14 protein-coding genes are annotated in these 17,741 nt (G+C 38.8%); 12 read left to right on the plus strand and 2 right to left on the minus strand.

Features of this window, described 5'->3' with window-relative positions; all coding sequences use genetic code 11:
- The first annotated feature begins 16 nt into the window (after window positions 1-16).
- Window positions 17-1,369, plus strand: coding sequence for an SPOR domain-containing protein (locus FGD67_RS12680; RefSeq protein ID WP_257171519.1), 1,353 nt, complete (start codon window positions 17-19; stop codon window positions 1,367-1,369).
- A 335-nt stretch (window positions 1,370-1,704) separates the two neighbouring features.
- The gene (locus FGD67_RS12685) at window positions 1,705-2,520 is read left to right on the plus strand and encodes a Dam family site-specific DNA-(adenine-N6)-methyltransferase (RefSeq protein WP_257171520.1); all 816 of its coding nucleotides are present in this window, start codon (window positions 1,705-1,707) and stop codon (window positions 2,518-2,520) included.
- Window positions 2,521-2,638: 118 nt separating this feature from the next.
- Here FGD67_RS12685 and FGD67_RS12690 read toward each other — a convergent pair whose 3' ends face one another.
- Window positions 2,639-2,830 carry a DUF2970 domain-containing protein gene (locus FGD67_RS12690; RefSeq protein ID WP_257171521.1) on the minus strand — a complete coding sequence of 64 codons (192 nt, stop codon included), beginning with the start codon at window positions 2,828-2,830 and terminating at the stop codon, window positions 2,639-2,641.
- A gap of 230 nt (window positions 2,831-3,060) precedes the next feature.
- Here FGD67_RS12690 and FGD67_RS12695 point away from each other — a divergent pair, with 230 nt between their 5' ends.
- On the plus strand, window positions 3,061-4,509 hold the full coding sequence (locus FGD67_RS12695) for a hypothetical protein (RefSeq protein ID WP_257171522.1): 1,449 nt from the start codon (window positions 3,061-3,063) through the stop codon (window positions 4,507-4,509).
- Window positions 4,510-4,617: 108 nt separating this feature from the next.
- Here FGD67_RS12695 and argE read toward each other — a convergent pair whose 3' ends face one another.
- Window positions 4,618-5,778 (minus strand): acetylornithine deacetylase, encoded by a 1,161-nt coding sequence (argE, locus tag FGD67_RS12700; protein ID WP_257171523.1) that lies wholly within the window; start codon window positions 5,776-5,778, stop codon window positions 4,618-4,620.
- Window positions 5,779-6,086: 308 nt separating this feature from the next.
- Between argE and argC the strand changes: the two genes are divergently transcribed.
- From argC to FGD67_RS12745, 9 genes are all read left to right on the plus strand, one after another.
- Window positions 6,087-7,127: an N-acetyl-gamma-glutamyl-phosphate reductase gene (argC, locus tag FGD67_RS12705; RefSeq protein WP_257171524.1), complete on the plus strand. Its 1,041-nt coding sequence runs from the start codon at window positions 6,087-6,089 to the stop codon at window positions 7,125-7,127.
- On the plus strand, window positions 7,124-7,915 hold the full coding sequence (gene argB / locus FGD67_RS12710; protein ID WP_257171525.1) for an acetylglutamate kinase: 792 nt from the start codon (window positions 7,124-7,126) through the stop codon (window positions 7,913-7,915). Before argC ends, argB begins: the two co-directional genes overlap by 4 nt.
- Window positions 7,916-7,951: 36 nt before the next feature.
- The gene (locus FGD67_RS12715; RefSeq protein WP_257171526.1) at window positions 7,952-8,872 is read left to right on the plus strand and encodes an ornithine carbamoyltransferase; all 921 of its coding nucleotides are present in this window, start codon (window positions 7,952-7,954) and stop codon (window positions 8,870-8,872) included.
- Window positions 8,873-8,983: 111 nt separating this feature from the next.
- A complete protein-coding gene (locus tag FGD67_RS12720; RefSeq protein ID WP_257171527.1) occupies window positions 8,984-10,228 on the plus strand; it encodes an argininosuccinate synthase in 1,245 nt (414 codons plus the stop codon).
- 30 nt (window positions 10,229-10,258) lie between these two features.
- Window positions 10,259-12,220 (plus strand): argininosuccinate lyase, encoded by a 1,962-nt coding sequence (argH, locus tag FGD67_RS12725; RefSeq protein WP_257171528.1) that lies wholly within the window; start codon window positions 10,259-10,261, stop codon window positions 12,218-12,220.
- Window positions 12,221-12,232: 12 nt separating this feature from the next.
- On the plus strand, window positions 12,233-13,540 hold the full coding sequence (gene argA / locus FGD67_RS12730) for an amino-acid N-acetyltransferase (RefSeq protein ID WP_257171529.1): 1,308 nt from the start codon (window positions 12,233-12,235) through the stop codon (window positions 13,538-13,540).
- A gap of 261 nt (window positions 13,541-13,801) precedes the next feature.
- Window positions 13,802-14,965 (plus strand): outer membrane beta-barrel protein, encoded by a 1,164-nt coding sequence (locus FGD67_RS12735; protein WP_257171530.1) that lies wholly within the window; start codon window positions 13,802-13,804, stop codon window positions 14,963-14,965.
- 77 nt (window positions 14,966-15,042) lie between these two features.
- The gene (locus FGD67_RS12740; protein ID WP_257171531.1) at window positions 15,043-15,552 is read left to right on the plus strand and encodes a polysaccharide biosynthesis/export family protein; all 510 of its coding nucleotides are present in this window, start codon (window positions 15,043-15,045) and stop codon (window positions 15,550-15,552) included.
- Window positions 15,549-17,708 (plus strand): polysaccharide biosynthesis tyrosine autokinase, encoded by a 2,160-nt coding sequence (locus FGD67_RS12745; protein WP_257171532.1) that lies wholly within the window; start codon window positions 15,549-15,551, stop codon window positions 17,706-17,708. The genes FGD67_RS12740 and FGD67_RS12745 overlap by 4 nt, the downstream gene beginning before the upstream one ends.
- The last annotated feature ends 33 nt before the right edge of the window (window positions 17,709-17,741 follow it).

Consider the following 17,741-nt stretch of genomic DNA (forward strand, 5'->3'; position numbering starts at 1 on the left):
TCTGAATAGGTGAAGTATGTCGGCGTTAGTAAACAATATTGGCTTATCAAATGATAACACCAGTGTCACTAAAATTAGTGCCCATGCACGCATAGATTATATTCTACGCTTTTCAAAACAAGCTATCTTAGTGATTGATGAAAGTGTTGAGCAGAATGCCGCACTTTCTGGTCAATTTCTGGCAAGTTTATCTGAACAACATAATGCCGCCTATATTTCACTTTCTTCACAATTCAATAATATTCAAATTCGTTGTCGTATTATAGAGCAATTATCTGCTGGCGAGTTATTTGATCCTGAAATATCTTTAGCTGTGAGTGTGATTAATTTAGCGAAAAAATCACCACAAGTGATTAGTATTATCCTTGATAATGCACAGTATCTCTCCTTGCAAATATTACATGAAACGGCACAATTAATAGCGATCGCCAAAAAAGCTAATTTGAATGTTAATATTGTGATGTTCGGCTCTGCCCAAGCGGGGAAAACGGTTGCAGATAATAAAACTCTGTTTGATGATAAATTAGCATTGTTATCAGCACAGTCAGGTCAACTACTATCAACCACGGCATTAATTTTTAAGAATACTCAGCCAAAATGGTCTTTTATTAAGCAAAATAAATGGTGGCTTAGCGTATTAGTGCTTTTATTTTGCTTTGCTGTGTTAGTGATCAGTTTATTACAACGAGATAGTTTTAATTTTTCTAAGTCGTTAGTGATCGATAATCAAGAAAAAATATTATTGAAGAACGAACTAGCGAAGCCACAGACAATGGTACTTATCGCTGATAGTACCATTGCCCCTGACGCGAAAGCGTCCTCGTTAACAGAAAAAACACAAGTTCATAGCGCTGCGGTAGCTAAAGATATTTATCTATCTTTAACTAGTCCGGTATCTGACCGAGCGAAGGAAAATGAAATACTGCCGGCGTCGCCTGCAGATATTATGTTAGCAATGGCTACTGAGGTCGATGATGTTTTATCCATCGATGTTGCAGCAGCTAGTGTTAGCGTAAGCGAGCAGAAAACCGCAGCTAAGATAGTGGCAAATCACTCTCCGCAACCATTAATAATAAATAATGCTTATTATGCTGATAAGAAAGGTTATGTGATACAAATTGCAGCATTTAGTGAGTTAAAATTACCGAAAAAGTTTTTAGATACCTTAACCGGTGTCGAGTATAAGGCTTACCAACGCTTATTGAATAACAAGCCGGTAGTGGTGATCACAAGTACCGTATATGCCGAAAGACCTGCTGCGGAACTTGCTTTATCACAATTACCAAAAGCATTATTAGAACGCCAGCCATGGCTTAAGTCGGTTACTGTGGTGAATAATGAAATTAATGCTTTCTTGTCTTCGCAATAATCATAACCCAACAAAATAAATAACAACTAACTAAGTGTAGGCTTGTTAAGCAAGATTACTTATCTAGAATTTTTTCTATGAACTCAATCATAGTGTTTAACATGGTTTGAAACGTAACCTAAGACATGCCATGAGAATTCATAAATAATCAACTTTACTAAAAAGCACGGAAATATAGCCTAGTGTACCTGAATTTGGGACAGTAGTTATGTGAACCCATTGATGTATCAAGTTGTAGAATTATTTAATGTGATTGCTATTAATTCACGATACAATCCCCGCTTACTTTTCAGATGCTTGCTATCTGTTGTTGAATTTTTAGGTTTGTAGGTATCATGAAGAAAAAACATCGAGCTTTTTTAAAATGGGCGGGAGGAAAATACGCGCTAAGTGATGTAATAAACTCTATGTTACCAAAAGGAAATCGCTTGATTGAGCCTTTTGTTGGTGCAGGTTCAGTGTTTTTAAATAGCGATTATGATGAGTACTTACTTAGCGACATTAATCAAGACTTAGTTAATCTTTATCGAATTTTACAGCGAACGCCGGAAAAATTCATCGAAGATGCTCGGCAATTTTTTACCGCTGAAAAGAACCAGTCAGAGGTATACTACCAATTACGTAAAGAGTTCAATGCAAGCTCAGATCCCTATTTTAGATCGTTAGTTTTTCTTTATATGAATCGTCATGGCTATAACGGTTTATGTCGATATAATAAATCTGGTGGCTATAATGTGCCATTTGGTAAGTATAAACGACCGTACTTTCCTGAGGCTGAATTGTATCATTTTGCCGAGAAAGCAAAAAAAGCAATATTTATCTGTGATGGTTACCGTCAAACTTTTGCTCATGCAAAATCAGGGGATGTCATTTATTGTGATCCGCCCTATGTGCCACTCAGTAAAACTGCGAGCTTTACCAGTTACTCAGGTAATGGTTTTGGTTTAGATGAACAAGCTGATCTCGCTAATGCCGCGGAAGAAGTTACCAACAAACGTAATATATCAGTACTGATCAGCAACCATGATACTATTTGGACACGAAAGATTTATCAGCATGCAAAAAAGCAGCGTTCGATAGAAGTATCTCGAACCATTAGTCAAAAAGGCAGTAAACGTAATAAAGTTGCTGAACTGTTGGTGCTCTATTAGTTGGTGAAAGCTTTGCTTAGGCTGAAAATTACCAGATGCTAATTTAACTTTCGCTTTAGAATTCTTTGTCAGTGAGCGTTAGCGATTGATAAAAATTTATCAAGTGTCGCAGTGAACACTAGCTAGGTAACACTAAACTAACGATGGCTATAAGTGCAGTAACGAAAACCACCACGGCAATTAAGCCGGCGATAATAAAGTGGCTAAGCTTACCTTGTGTAAAATCACGCTGTCTGTTTTTATCACTCTGTACTCCGAAAAATGCCGCACCTACACTTTTAAATGTTTCTTTAAAGTTACTTGAGCTCATTGCTATCCTTAAATGCCGCTTTGCTATTTTATTAACCAATGAATATTCAGTATGTTCTAATGCGCAGTCGCGATCAAGTATTGACAATTTACTTATATTTTAAACATTTTTAGTTAATGTTAAGCATTATAATAAACAGATAAATTGATGTGATTAACTAATCGAGATATTATTTAACTACGGTTTAAGTCATACCCTCTAATAAGCATCATTTAACGCGAACGGAATTCATGTCGAAACATTTAACGGGCGATACTAAATTTACTGCACAGGTAAAAATTCTCATTGATAAAATTTATGGTCGTAGTCCTTTAAAAGACTCTGTCTTGGAGAGGGCGATTGCATTTTACGATTTAGAGCATTTTTCTCAGCGTAAACTTGAAAAATTAACACAGGATATTGAGCATTTAAAACAAATTGCTAATCCTAAAAGCAAAGCTAAGATAGAAAATCTTGAGCGTGAGCAGCGAGAGTATCTGCAAGAGTTGCGCTTTGAGCGTAATGAGCGTTCTCAACACTTGCAGGCTATTTGTCGAGAGATTATAGAGCTCTGTGAAGGTGATAGCTTTTCAGAAAGCAACCGAAAATCAGCACAACTATTAGGTACTATTCAGCTATTAGCTCCGACTGAAGGTAGTAAAGTTGCGGCGGTTAACGAACGGAGTAAACCATTATACAAAAGTGTACTAACTTTAAGGTTACTTGATGAAGTTTGCTTTAAAAAACTCTTGTCAGATCGATATTTAGAGCAAGAATTAGCTGAAATATCGACCTTTAATCTTAAAGAGCTGCGCAGTGAAAGTGAAGTGGCTTATAGTAAGTTTGTTAATGGACTTAAAATTCCAATATTAATGGCCGCTATTCTACAAGACATTGGTAATAGTCATCCTGATGCTCAAGAAATCATGTTTGGTGTTGACGGTAAACAAGATTGTTATCGCACGCTAAGTGTTGAAGAGCGTAAAGCCTTGTTACAGATTAATTACCGGGAAACGCTGAAATATTTACTTAATGGTATTGGCGTTAGTATGTATTTAGGTAATTCTAAAACAGAGCGAGATGTTTTTAATAAAGCTGAAGCTAATAAATTACGTTTTGTTAAGCAATTATTGAAAAGTAGTGTTAATCCTAAGTTAGGCATAGGAAATTTGTTAAAAATTCCACAAATATATACTTCAATAGTTTTATCAACCAAAGCTAGCTATAACTACAAATTATTACCAAAAGTTTATCAAGCGTTATACCAAAATGCTGAACGTGGTAGTTGTAGTCGTCCTATTGTTGATGCTTTATATCAAATTACCGGGGACTTTCCGCAAGGATTTGGAGTGATTTATATCCCGGCAGATGTTGAGCAAGAAGTTCGTTATGAATACGCGATAGTTAATCAACTTTATCCCGCAAATGTTAGCGAACCTAAATGCCGTATGGCAACTAGAAGTTTAACCTTTATTGGCTATGGCCATGATTTAGTGGTTAAAAAAAACAGCAATTTGTACTTTGTAGAAACAGCAAAAGCGTTTTCAAGTATCAATAAAGAAAGGCTGAATGAAATTTTAGAATTGTTGTCATCAAATTATCTTGAGCGTAAAAAACTTGATTTGTTGCCGCGCTGTTGGCAACCAGGGGAGTACTTTTCAATGAAAACTAACCAAAAACTTTGGAATCGCAGCCGTTAACTCGTTTGCCTTATGTGCTGATTAAACTGTCAGGACATAAGGCGTCGCTACTTTAAGGAAATGAAATTTTCTTTAATACTCCTGTAAGCCTGACAGCGAGTGTTTTAGCTAGAAACAATAATGTTGAATGAGTTGAGCGAGCAGCTGTTCGGTTTTAATAATCTCACTGTCAGCAAGATATTCATTAGGTTGATGTGCTTGATCAATCGAACCAGGTCCCATCACGATTGTTTGGCAACCTAATTGTTGAATAAAAGGCGCCTCTGTTGCGTAATTTACTGCGCAGCAGCTATGGCCGGAAAACTTCTCGGCGGTAAGTACTAATTCACTTTCGGGGGTTTGTTGAAAGCTAGGGGAACTTGGATCAAGCTCGGTTATCGTTAACCTTGCTGGGTATTTTTCAGCGATTGGCTGCAGAGCTTTTGATAACCATGAAACAAGCTCTTGATCTTTCATACCAGGTAGTGAACGCATATCAATATCAAGTTCACAATGGCCACAAATTCTATTGGCATTGTCACCACCGTGAATGGCGCCTAAATTCATGGTTGGTGTTTGCACATCGAATGCTTCATTTTGATAGCTGAGATTGAGTTTTTCTCTCAGCTTAAATAACTCGCTAATCACTTGATGCATGATTTCAATGGCATTAATGCCATTAGCTGGCTTACTTGAATGTCCCGCCTGACCTTTAATACTGATTTTATGAGACATATGACCTTTATGCATAATTACCGGCACTAAATTTGTTGGTTCGCCGATAACAGCGACATCAGGCTTAATCATGTCACTATCAGCAAAAAATCGTGCGCCAGCCATGGTCGTTTCTTCATCTGCCGTTGCTAAAACATATAATGGCTTCTTCAATAATGCTATATCTAGTTGCTGACAAGCTTGCAAAATAAATGCAAAAAATCCTTTCATATCACATGTACCGAGGCCAAAAAGTTTGTCATCTTTGTGATTAATTTGTAATGGATCTGAAAGCCAACGGTTTTCATCAAAGGGTACTGTGTCACTATGGCCAGCAAGTAATAAGCCACCGTGACCTGAACCTAGCTTTGCTAGCATATTGTATTTACCTTTCACACCGGGTACGGCTTGAATGGTAATAGTGAAACCTAAAGTTTCAAACCAAGCGGATAACAAATTTATCACCGCTTGGTTACTTTGGTCCCAGCTAGCTTGTGAAGAACTGATACTAGGTAAGGCAATTAACTGACTGATGGCTTGAGTAAAGTTAGGTAAGTGCTTATTTTGCTTGTTCATGATATCCAATAATCCAAATTATTATGGGTAGTTATGCTAATTAGTTGCATAACTAATTATATAGTGATACTTTAGCATCATAATGTACACAACCTAATTAAATCACACTATGAAAATATTTGTAATGCTTTCAACTAAGCGACGAAGATAAGGTCAAATGTAGGTTCTGGTAAGTCATGTTTTCTAGGTAATATCACCTTTTTGGTCGTCATAGCTAGATAATAATTAGTTAAAGTTGAATAGAATTGCAAAACTTACGTATTAACAGCGTAAGCTTAGTTTCTAATCGTAAATAGAATGGTAAGTAAATGAACGTCATAGTGATTGGTGCAAGTGGTTATGTAGGTGCTGAATTAATTGGTTTATTAATACAGCATGATAAAATTTCAATTCAACATTTGTTGGTATCTGAAAATAGTGATGCTAGCGGTAAAACTTTTGCTGAATTACATGCTCGCTGGCAGGGACTATGTACTTTGCCTTTGCAGGCTTTTTCTGCACAATGGTTTGAGCAGCAGATTAATATCGACAATCATGATATTGATGCTGTTTTTTTTGCCACACCACATGACTTTAGTGCCCAATGGGCGCAAGCCTTTATTGATGCCGATATCAAAGTGTTTGACTTATCTGGTGGCTTTCGTTTGAAAGATGCTGAGCAGTATCCTATTCATTATGGCTTTGAGCATCAATCATTAGAGGCATTGCAGTTGGCGCAATATGGCCTAGCTGAGTGGCAAGCAAATGAAATCGCCAGTAGTGATTTGATTGCTGTGCCTGGCTGTTATCCAACCGCTAGTTTGTTAGCTTTAAAGCCTATAACCACTAATAATCTGCATGTAGAAAACTCGTTGATCGTGGTCAATGGTATTAGCGGTGTTAGTGGCGCCGGAAGAAAAGCTTCTTTAGCAACCAGTTTTTATGAAGTGAGTTTAACGCCCTATAATATTCTTCAGCATAGACATCAGCCTGAAATTAGCCAAGAAGCTAATGCCGAAGTTATTTTTAATCCTCATCTAGCACCATATAAGCGTGGCTTATTAGTCACGATAACCTTGCAATTAAAAGCAGGAGTAAGTGCTGAACAAGTTGATGCTGCATTTACCCAAGCCTATCAAAATAAGCCATTAGTGAGATTAGTAACGGCATGGCCAAAAATTGATAATGTTGCCTACACGCCTTTTGCTGATCTTCATTGGCAAGTTGATGAAAACAAGCAAGTGGTTGTAGTGAGTTGTGCTATTGATAACTTATTAAAAGGTGCGGCTTCACAAGCTATTCAATGTGCTAATATTTGTTTAGATCTACCTAGTCAATATAGTTTATTGCCAACAGCGAGTACATTATGAAAAAGCCGGTAGTGATCAAAATTGGTGGCGCTATCTTAGATGGCTACAACCAAGGGAATACCTCAGCATTAACGGCTTTACTCAAAGTGATCGCCAGCTTAGATGAACAACCTGTAGTCATTGTACATGGTGGTGGTTGTGTTGTAGACGAAATGCTATCTCAAGCGGGTTTAGTTACTGAGAAAAAAAATGGCCTGCGGGTGACACCGAAAGCGCATATGCCGATTATTAGTGGTGCTTTAGCCGGTAGCGTTAATAAAGCCATTGTCGCAACAGCAGCCAGTTTGCAGCTACCAGCGGTTGGTTTGTCATTAACTGACGGTCAAATGGTGCAATGTCAGTTGAGTCCCTTACAACTAGGTCAAGTTGGTGAGCCAAAGCCTTATAGCAGTGCCTTATTAGATACCTTACTTAAGGCTAACTTTCTACCTATTGTTTCTTCCATTGGTGCATTGGCAAATGGTGAGTTGGTTAATGTTAATGCCGATGACGCTGCGGTCGCTGTTTGCCAGCTACTGAATGCTGAATTATTACTATTGACTGATGTCAATGGTGTTAAAGGCACTACTGGTGAATATTTAACTTCCTTAAATAATCAACAAGCTAAGCAATTAATTGATAGTGGTGTTATTGCTGGTGGTATGACCGCTAAGGTCAATGCAGCATTACAAGCGGCTAATAAATTACGACGAAGTATCGCGGTTGCCAGTTGGCAATCGCCAGAGCAAATTGTTGATTTGCTCAACGGTGTCAATATTGGCACTCGTATACAGCCAGATGGCTGTTAATTTATTTCGTTAACTATTTTTCGCACAGGATAAAACATGAACTTACAACATTTCTTAGCTGATGATCAGCTTAGTAAAGCACAAATTCTCGATTTAATTACTCTAGCACGTGATATTAAGAAGCAGCCGGAAAAATACCAGCAAGCTTTAGCAGGAAAATCTGTGGCGATGATTTTTGAAAAGCCTTCTTTGAGAACCCATGTTAGCTTTGATATTGGCATTAATAAATTGGGTGGTCACGCCCTGTACTTAGGTCAGCAAAATGGCAAATTAGGCGAGCGTGAACGGGTGAGTGATTATGCTAAAAACCTTTCATGTTTTGCTGATGCTATTGTCGCGCGTGTTTTTGATAATAGCTCGATAGAGCAATTGGCCGAGCATGGCAGTGTGCCAGTGATTAATGCCTTGTGTGATTTGTATCACCCGTGTCAAGCATTGGCTGATTTTGTCACTTTAGCGGAAAATTTCCCAGAGCTTTCAGCAGTGAAGCTAGCCTATATTGGTGATGCTAATAATGTGTCAAACTCGTTAATGCTGATGGCGGCAATAATTGGTTTAGACTTTACCTTAGTTTGTCCACAAGGACATGGTCCCGATGCAGAAATGGTTAACAAGGCGATGCAGTTTTGCCAAGAGTCAGGGGCAAAGCTAACCTTAACCAGTGATATGCAAGCAATAGGGCAGCAAGATGCAATCTATACTGATACTTGGATATCTATGGGTGATGAAGACTCAAGTAAGAAAGCCGCGATACTAGAAAAATTTGCCGATTACCAAGTGAATCATCAATTAATGGCAGAAGTGGGTGCTAGTATTGTAATGCATTGCCAGCCGGCACATCTAGAAGAAGAAATCACCACCGCGTTATTTGATAGTGAGATGTCAGTAGCTTTTCAGTCCGCTGAAAACCGCATGTGGGCACAGAATGCTGTACTAGTGAGCTTGCTGGCGGATTAGTGCTCCTTATTATTCAGTAGATATTCGATTAAATTTTTAAATACATAATTAGTTTAGCCAGTTACTCGTTGTTGGCTAAACTGAAAACAACATATTGTGAAGGAATAAATCATGGCTTTAGCAGCAAAGAAAAACATTAAAAAAGTAGTATTAGCATATTCAGGTGGTTTAGATACCTCAGCCATTATCCCTTGGTTAAAAGAAAATTATGACGGCTGTGAAGTCATTGCCTTTTGTGCTGATGTCGGTCAGGGCGATGAAGAGCTTGAAGGTATTAAAGAAAAAGCCATTGCTTCAGGTGCGTCTGAGTGTCATGTTGTCGATTTAAAAGAAGAATATGTAAAAGATTATATTTACCCGATTATCAAAACGGGAGCTGTTTATGAAGGTCAGTATTTATTAGGCACCTCAATGGCACGGCCAGTTATTGCTAAAGCCCATATTGAAGTAGCATTAAAAGTGGGTGCCGATGCAGTTTGTCACGGTTGTACAGGTAAAGGAAACGACCAAGTGCGTTTTGAATCATGCTTTGCTGCCTTAGCACCACAGCTAACGGTAATTGCGCCGTGGCGTGAGTGGGATATGGTTTCACGTGAAGACCTACTTGATTACTTAGCTGAACGTAATATTCCTTGTTCAGCTTCATTAACGAAAATTTATAGCCGCGATGCCAACGCTTGGCATATTTCTCATGAAGGTGGTGAACTTGAAGACCCTTGGTGTGAGCCGTCAAAAGAAGTCTGGACCATGACGGTTGATCCACAAGATGCGCCTGATGAAGCCGGCAAAGTCATGCTAAGTTTTGAACAAGGTGAATTGGTTGCCGTTGATGGCAAGCCGATGTCAGCTTATCAAGCTTTAATGTTGTTAAATGAAAAGGCCGCTGCCCATGGTGTAGGCCGTATTGATATTGTAGAAAATCGTTTAGTGGGTATGAAATCACGTGGCTGTTATGAAACCCCTGGCGGTACGGTGTTAATGGCAGCTTATAAAGGTTTAGAGTCATTAATACTAGATAAAGAGTCGCTGAAATATCGTGAAGCCGTTGGTCATGAATTTTCTCACGTTATTTATGATGGTCGCTGGTTTACTCCGTTAGCTAAGGCTCAGCTCGCCGCTGCAGCTTCCTTCGCTGAACAAGTAACCGGTGATGTTGTTGTTAAATTGTTTAAGGGGATGGCACAGGTTACACAACGCCGCTCACCTAATAGCTTATATTCTGAAGAGTTTGCCACCTTTGGCGCTGATGATGTCTATGACCAAAAACATGCAGAAGGTTTTATTCGTCTGTTTAGTTTGTCGAGTCGCATTACAGCACTAAAACAAGCTGACTCAGTCATTAGCAATGATAAATAATCATCAATAACAGTTTCAAGGAAATTTACTATGGCATTATGGGGCGGACGCTTTAAAGGGCAGCCAAGTTTACAATTTAAAAAATTTAATGATTCATTGCCTGTTGATTACCGTATGGCAGTGCAGGATATTGTTGGCTCTATGGCATGGGCAGGGGCCATTCATTCGGTCGGGATCATTAATGAGCGTGAGCTAACTGAACTTACCGAGGCATTAAACGAATTAAAGCTTTCTGTTGAAGCAAACCCAGAGCAGATTCTCGGCTCTGATGCTGAAGATATTCATAGTTGGGTTGAAATTGCTTTAATAGAAAAAACCGGTGATTTAGGTAAGAAATTACACACTGGACGAAGTCGTAACGACCAAGTAGCCACCGATTTAAAGCTATGGTGTAAAGAAACGGGTGGAGAATTATTGTTTGCCCTAGTGAATTTACAGCAAGCCATGATGAACTTGGCCGAACGTGAAAAAGACACGGTATTGCCGGGCTATACCCATTTACAACGAGCTCAACCGATAACCTTTGGTCATTGGTGTTTAGCGTATGTTGAAATGTTTAACCGTGATATTGGTCGTTTAAAAGACGCCTTATATCGTTTAGATGTGTCGCCCTTAGGCTCTGGTGCCTTGGCAGGAACAGCTTACCCAATTGATAGAAATAACTTAGCGCAAAAGTTAGGTTTTAGAACCGCAACATTGAATAGTTTAGATGCTGTGTCTGACCGAGACCATGTTATTGAACTACTCGCTGCTGCCAGTATTTCTATGATGCATTTGTCACGCTTTGCCGAAGACCTTATTTTTTATAACTCTGGCGAAGCAGGCTTTGTGGAAATGAGTGATTTAGTTAGCTCTGGTTCATCACTTATGCCGCAAAAGAAAAACCCAGATGCGTGTGAGTTAATTCGTGGTAAAGCTGGACGCGTTTTTGGTTCGCTGACCGGTATGTTGACGACTATGAAAGCACTAGCGCTTGCCTACAACAAAGATATGCAAGAAGACAAAGAAGGGCTTTTTGATGCTTTAGATACTTGGCAAGAGTGTATGGAGATGGCGGTATTAGTTGCTGACGGTTTAAAGGTTAACCGTTCACGGACCTTAGCTGCGGCTCAACAAGGTTATGCTAATGCAACTGAGTTAGCTGATTATCTGGTCAGTAAAGATATTCCGTTTCGTGAAGCGCATCATATTGTAGGTGAGGTCGTACTTGCGGCAATCGATAAAGGTGTACCTTTAGAAGATCTCACGTTAACGCAACTACAAGACTTTAGTGACCGCATAGAACAAGATGTTTACCAACACTTATCGATTGAATCGACACTCGATAAACGTGAGGCTCTAGGTGGAACATCACGTAGTCAGGTACAAAAAGCACTGGATAATATTCAATCCGGTGATCGTGAAATATTGAATGAACAAGTTGTTGGTGCACCTGGCAAAGAACAAATAAAAGTCGCTTTAAAGCAAGTTAAACAGCGCTTAAACGCACAACGTGCTGCGGCATTATCAGTTCGTCGAGCTAGAATGTCGGATGTTAATAGCATTTATCATTTAACAAGTTACTGGGCTGAAAAAGGCGAGATCTTGCCACGCAGTCGTGACAATATTATTCACGACATTCAAAACTTTGTCGTGGCTGAAATTGACGGTAGTGTAGTGGGTTGTGCTTCACTTTATATTTATCAAACCGGTTTAGCTGAAATACGCTCAGTAGTGGTTGACCAAGCCGCTCAACGTCAAGGGCAAGGGCAAGCACTGGTGCAATACTTACTTGGTTTTGCTCATCAAATTGAGTTACAAAAGATTATTGTTTTAACCTATATTCCACAATATTTCACTGAACTTGGCTTTAGTTTAATCGATAAAAATTCTTTAGCGGACAATATCATTGAGGATAGTGAGCAAAGTCCATATAAAGATCCTGCCGATGAGGTTGCGATGGAATATATTGTTGATCGTTGTGTTGTTAGTGCCGACGAGCTAGAGAGTTAGTGATTGCCTACCATGAATAGTAATGAAGATAATGTAAAGTGGTTTAGAAATGCCGCGCCATATATTAATGCTCACCGAGGTAAAACCTTTGTTTTAATGTTTGGTGGCGAAGCTGTACAGCACGCGAACTTCGCTAATATCATTCATGATATTGCTTTACTAAGAAGTTTGGGGGTTAAATTAGTCCTGGTACACGGTGCCCGTGCCCAAATTGAAGAACGGGTGATTGCTCAAGCGATACCACAAAACATTGCTGACAATGTGCGTATTACTGATGCAAAAACCTTGCTGGCAGTAAAAGATGCTACCGGCTCACTACGCATTCATATTGAAGCATTGCTAACCATGGGTTTAGTTAACTCGCCGATGCATGGTGCGCAAATTCGCGTGAGTACGGGCAACTTTGTTATTGCTAAACCTATTGGTGTGCGTGACGGTATTGATTTTAAATATACCGGTTTAGTACGCCGTATAGATGCCGAAGGTATCAATACTCAGCTAAATTTTGGCTCGATAGTGCTATTGTCGCCGGTGGGTTATTCATCGACAGGCGAGGTGTTTAACTTAGCATTAGAAGATGTTGCCGCTAAAACAGCGATAGCACTAAAGGCAGATAAGTTAATCACCCTGACCGAACATACTGGCTTGTTAGATAGCAAAGGTGCCTTGATTCGCAGTTGTGGTGTGGCAACCGTTAGTAATTTACTTGCCGAGCAAAAAGATCATGTACAGCAACTATTGCTAAAAGCCATTATACAGTGTGGCAAACAAGGTGTTGAACGCTGTCATTGTGTGAGTTACACCAGTGATAGCGCCTTGCTACAAGAGCTTTTTACCCGTGATGGCGCAGGTACTTTGATTGCTAAAGATCATCAGGAACAATTATCTGCCGCCAGTATTGATGATGTTGGGGGGATCTTAGAGCTAATAGCGCCCTTGGAAGAAGAAGGCGTGTTAGTTAAACGTTCGCGTGAGTTGTTAGAAATTGAAATAGATCGATTTACGGTGATTAAAAAGGAAGAGGTCATTATTGCCTGCGCGGCGCTTTATCCTTATCCAGAAGCAAGAACAGGTGAGATCGCTTGTTTGGTTATTCATCCTGATTATCGTGGTGGTAATCGAGGCATTCGGCTGATCCAAGCGCTTGAGCAGGCGGCTAAAAGGCAAAGTTTAATGTCAATTTTTGTACTAACTACAGTCAGTGCTCATTGGTTTATTGAACAGGGTTATAGTGAACAAGCTATTGATCAACTGCCTGAAGGTAAACAAAAAATGTATAATATTCAGCGTAAGTCGAAAGCTTTCACTAAAGCTATATAATGATTCTTACAGTAACGAGATAAAGAAAAAGTCCAGAGAAAAACGCCAGTCAGTTGTTAACTGACTGGCGTTTTTTATTGTCAAAAGCAAAGATAACTGTTACAAGTTGATAACAGATGATTACAAAGTTTGGTTTTTTGTGCATACTATCGACTATTAAAGCTAGGTAATTAATCTCGAGTTCGATAGTTTTAATAAATAAAAAATAAAAAATAAAAAATAAAAAATAATAAAAATAATAAAAACAGGCAAATCTGAGATATGAAATACTCTCGCTTTATCACTATTGCTGCAATATTTGTTGCTTTTAGTGCTTTGGTTCATGCAGAGGCAGATAATAATATTCGATTTAATTTAGCTGTAGAAGCTGGCTACATTGATAATTTTTTGTATCAAACTCGTGATCAACAAAGTACGGCATATTATACCCTGTCATCAGACTTGGCATTAACATCAAAAATGCAACAGTCGGCATTTGATTTCGATGCTAATGTAACAGGGCATTTTTTTGAACAATTTGAAAATGACCAACATACCAATTTCACTCTCAAGCCAAAATATCAATTTAAGTTTAGTCAAAATCAAGGTTTTTATATCACAGCTCTTTGGCTTAATCGTTATGTCTATCGCGGTGAAGGCTTATCTTTAGGTGAGGCTAAAAGCTTATCTGAAGGTGATGAAAAGAAAAATGTTGGTGTTCATGCCGGTTATGAATATGGCACAACAGCATCACAGGCTAAATTAAGGGTTAATGTTGCTTACGATGAGGGCGAATTTACCACACGACGTGACTTCACAAGTAAGCTTGATACCGAGGTGCTAAGCATAAATTCGAGCTTTGATTATCTCTTATCAGGTAAAACTTATCTGGCATTTGATATCGATTATAAAACCATTGAGTACCCGAATGAGCCACTGATTAATCGGGATAGTCTGACCGGTTTAGTTGGTATTAAATGGTCTACTACAGTCATAAGCGAGTTAAGTTTTTTACTGGGCTATCAAAAGCTTAAATTTGAAGATAGCCGATTAAGTGATGATGACGCATTTAAGTGGCAGTTTGATTATACTTGGCGACCTTCTGACTTTACACAAATGCACGTTGTGTCAGATCGTCAATTTGATGAGAGCAATCGCTTGCTTAGCCGTTACCGTTTAGCTCAACGCTATCAAATTGATTTAGCGCATGCTGTTACCGAGCAGTTAACTGTTTTTGTTGCGGTAGGGCTTAATCAAGAGCAATTTTTTACAGCGATAAACAGGCAAGAAGAAGATTATATATCCTCTACATTGCAGTTGAATTATCAATACAATGACCGGTTAAGCTTGCAAGCAAGCTACAACTATCAGTCACTAGAGGCGAACTACCGTGATATTGATTATCGCTATAATCGCCTAGGCTTGAGTGTGAGCGTTGAGTTGTAAGATGTTTTTTATGTGGTGAATTAACTTCATCTTCAAAAGTGTGAATCACTTACTTGTAATTGATTGGGATAACTAACATGCGATTTTTGATACTTTCTTTGTTGTTATTTTTTGGCCAAGCAGCAGCCAGTAATTATCAATTAGGAGCGGGTGATCAGATCCAAATAATGGTCTATGGAGAGGCCGATCTCACCAGCAAAATTAAAATTGATAAATCAGGGGTTATTTCTTTTCCGTTTTTATCTGATATAACCGTTGTGGCTTTAACGGTAAAAGAGTTAGAAAACACAATAGCAAACGGCTTACGTGGCGATTACTTAATTGAGCCACAAGTGACGGTTTCTATCGTGATGTACAGACCTTTTTTTATTCATGGACAAGTAAAGCGCCCAGGCGGTTACCCCTTTCAGGAAGATTTAACCTTAGACAAAGCTATTGCCATTGCTGGCGGGTTAGCTGCACGAGCATCAAAGTCATCGTGGTATATCACTCGGCTAGTTGACGGAAAAAAAATGGTATTTGAAGCCAATGTCGCCAGTGCAATATTGCCAGACGACATCATAAAAATCGAGCAAAGTTTTTTTTGAAAATACAAGAAAGTGAAAGCTTAATATCAACGAATGAAGAAGTTGAGTTAAAAGAGATTTTAACGCCGCTTTGGACCGGTCGTTGGAAAATTTTATTTTTTACACTGGTGCTCACTTTTTTTGTTGCCTGCTATCTTTCCTTACTTAAACCCTCATATCGGGCGACAGCAATTTTACAGATTGGCAGTAATAAACCTGCTAATACTTTATCTATTAATGACGCTTTTAATGAATCAAACGCCAGTAAAGAACAAATTCAAACACAGTTCGAATTATTGCGTTCGCGTAAGTTTGCCGAGCGGGTAATAAGACAACTTAATTTGGTTCAACATCGAGAGTTTAGTAGCGGAAAGTATAATAGCAAGCTGGCGATACTAGAAAAAATCGGCGCGCGTGATTCCGTGCCATCGGCCAGCGATATTGTTGCTCAGTTTCAAAAACAGTTATCCATTGTGCCTATTTTAGGTACTGAGTTGGTAAAAATATCTTATGCATCATTTTCTGCTGAGTTATCGCAGCAAGTCGCCAATCAAGTCGGTATCACTTATCTGCAGTATCAAGATGAAATTCATAGTGCCTCAAAAGAAACTACCTCTCAGTGGTTGGTTGATCAACTTGAAGAGCTAGGAAAAAAATTGCAAGTATCAGAGTTATCGTTACAAACTTATCGAGAAGCTGAGGGGATTGTCGATATAGATGGGGTTGTCGGTTTAGTTGCAGCGGAACTAACGCAGCTTACTTCTGAGACACTTAGGGCTGATAAATTAGCCGATGATCTGGCCATTTCCTATCAAAGCCTGAAAAAGTATGATGGTGATATTGCCAAATTAAGTGAACTGTATGAAATCAGTAATCACGCGACTTTGCTGCAGTTACGTCGCGCCGAAGAGAAAGTTGCACGTAAGTCTTTTGAACTGTCACAGCGTTATGGTCCTAAACATCCGAAAAAAATTGCCGTTAACGCTGAGCTAATGTCGTTAAAAAATCGTATTACACAACAGGTTTACGATATTGTTACTTCAATTGAAAAAGAATATTTTAGTGCCATTGAAAGAGCTAATGGTACCAAGCAACGACTGGCTATTGCTAAAAAAGACTATTTACGCTTAAGTCGCTTACAAAACAAATTTTCCCAGTTAACGCGTGAAGTTGATACCAATAAAGAACTTTATAATAATTACTTAGTGCGCTTAAAAGAGGCCGATGCTATGGGTAACTATAAAGCCAATTTTTATGTGCGTTTTATTGATAAGGCGATCATACCTAAAAGTCAGTTTGCGCCGAATAAAGTCTTGGTGATAGTGATCACATTTATGCTCGCTATAGCGTTTATTTCCATTATTATTATTATGCGTGAACTTTTGGTGGATACGCTTAATTCTCGCCGTAAGCTGGATAATTTTCACGAGGCGGCTATTCTCGCTGTTTTACCTAGAATTAAGGCGAGCACAAATCAACGAAAAGAAGATGTCTACAGTACAGATAATCGCTTTACTGAAGCAATACGCACGTTACGAACCGCACTGTTATTTAACAGCGAAAAAATACCCCCTAAAATAATTGCGATAACTTCGTCAGTACCCAATGAAGGCAAATCTACTGTCGCACTGCATTTAGCGCGCTCTTTTAGTGAGATGGAAAAGGTACTACTGATTGAAGCGGATATGCGCCACCCAACCATTGCCAAAAATATGAATTTGAACCAACATCGGCCAGGGCTTTCAAATTTATTAGCTAAAACTCATCAAATTAATGAATGTATTATTCGCGATAAAAGCGTCAAATTAGATATTTTAACCTCTGGAGTTTCTCCGGCTAATCCACTTGCCTTTCTGTCGATGAAGCGCTTTAGTATGTTGATTAAAGTATTTGGTAATTTTTATGACCGTATCATTATTGAAACACCACCAGTACATGCGGTCAGTGACGCGGTTATTATCTCTAAATTAGTTGATAGCGTGCTCTATATTGTGCATGGCAACAAAACCAAGCGAGAGCAAATATCATCTGGTCTGAGAATGTTAAAGCAGGTTAATGCACCGATAGAAGGTGTGGTGATTAATCACAGTGAAAACATTGATACCGATAAATACCAAAATAAATATTATACTGAACGTAGTAATATTATTAAGCTTGCCGCAAGAAAACGTGGTTAACTAAACCTAACGTTGTTTATGCTGTAGTAATTT

Origin of the sequence: Colwellia sp. M166, assembly GCF_024585285.1 — a bacterium.
Classification (GTDB): Bacteria; Pseudomonadota; Gammaproteobacteria; order Enterobacterales; family Alteromonadaceae; genus Cognaticolwellia.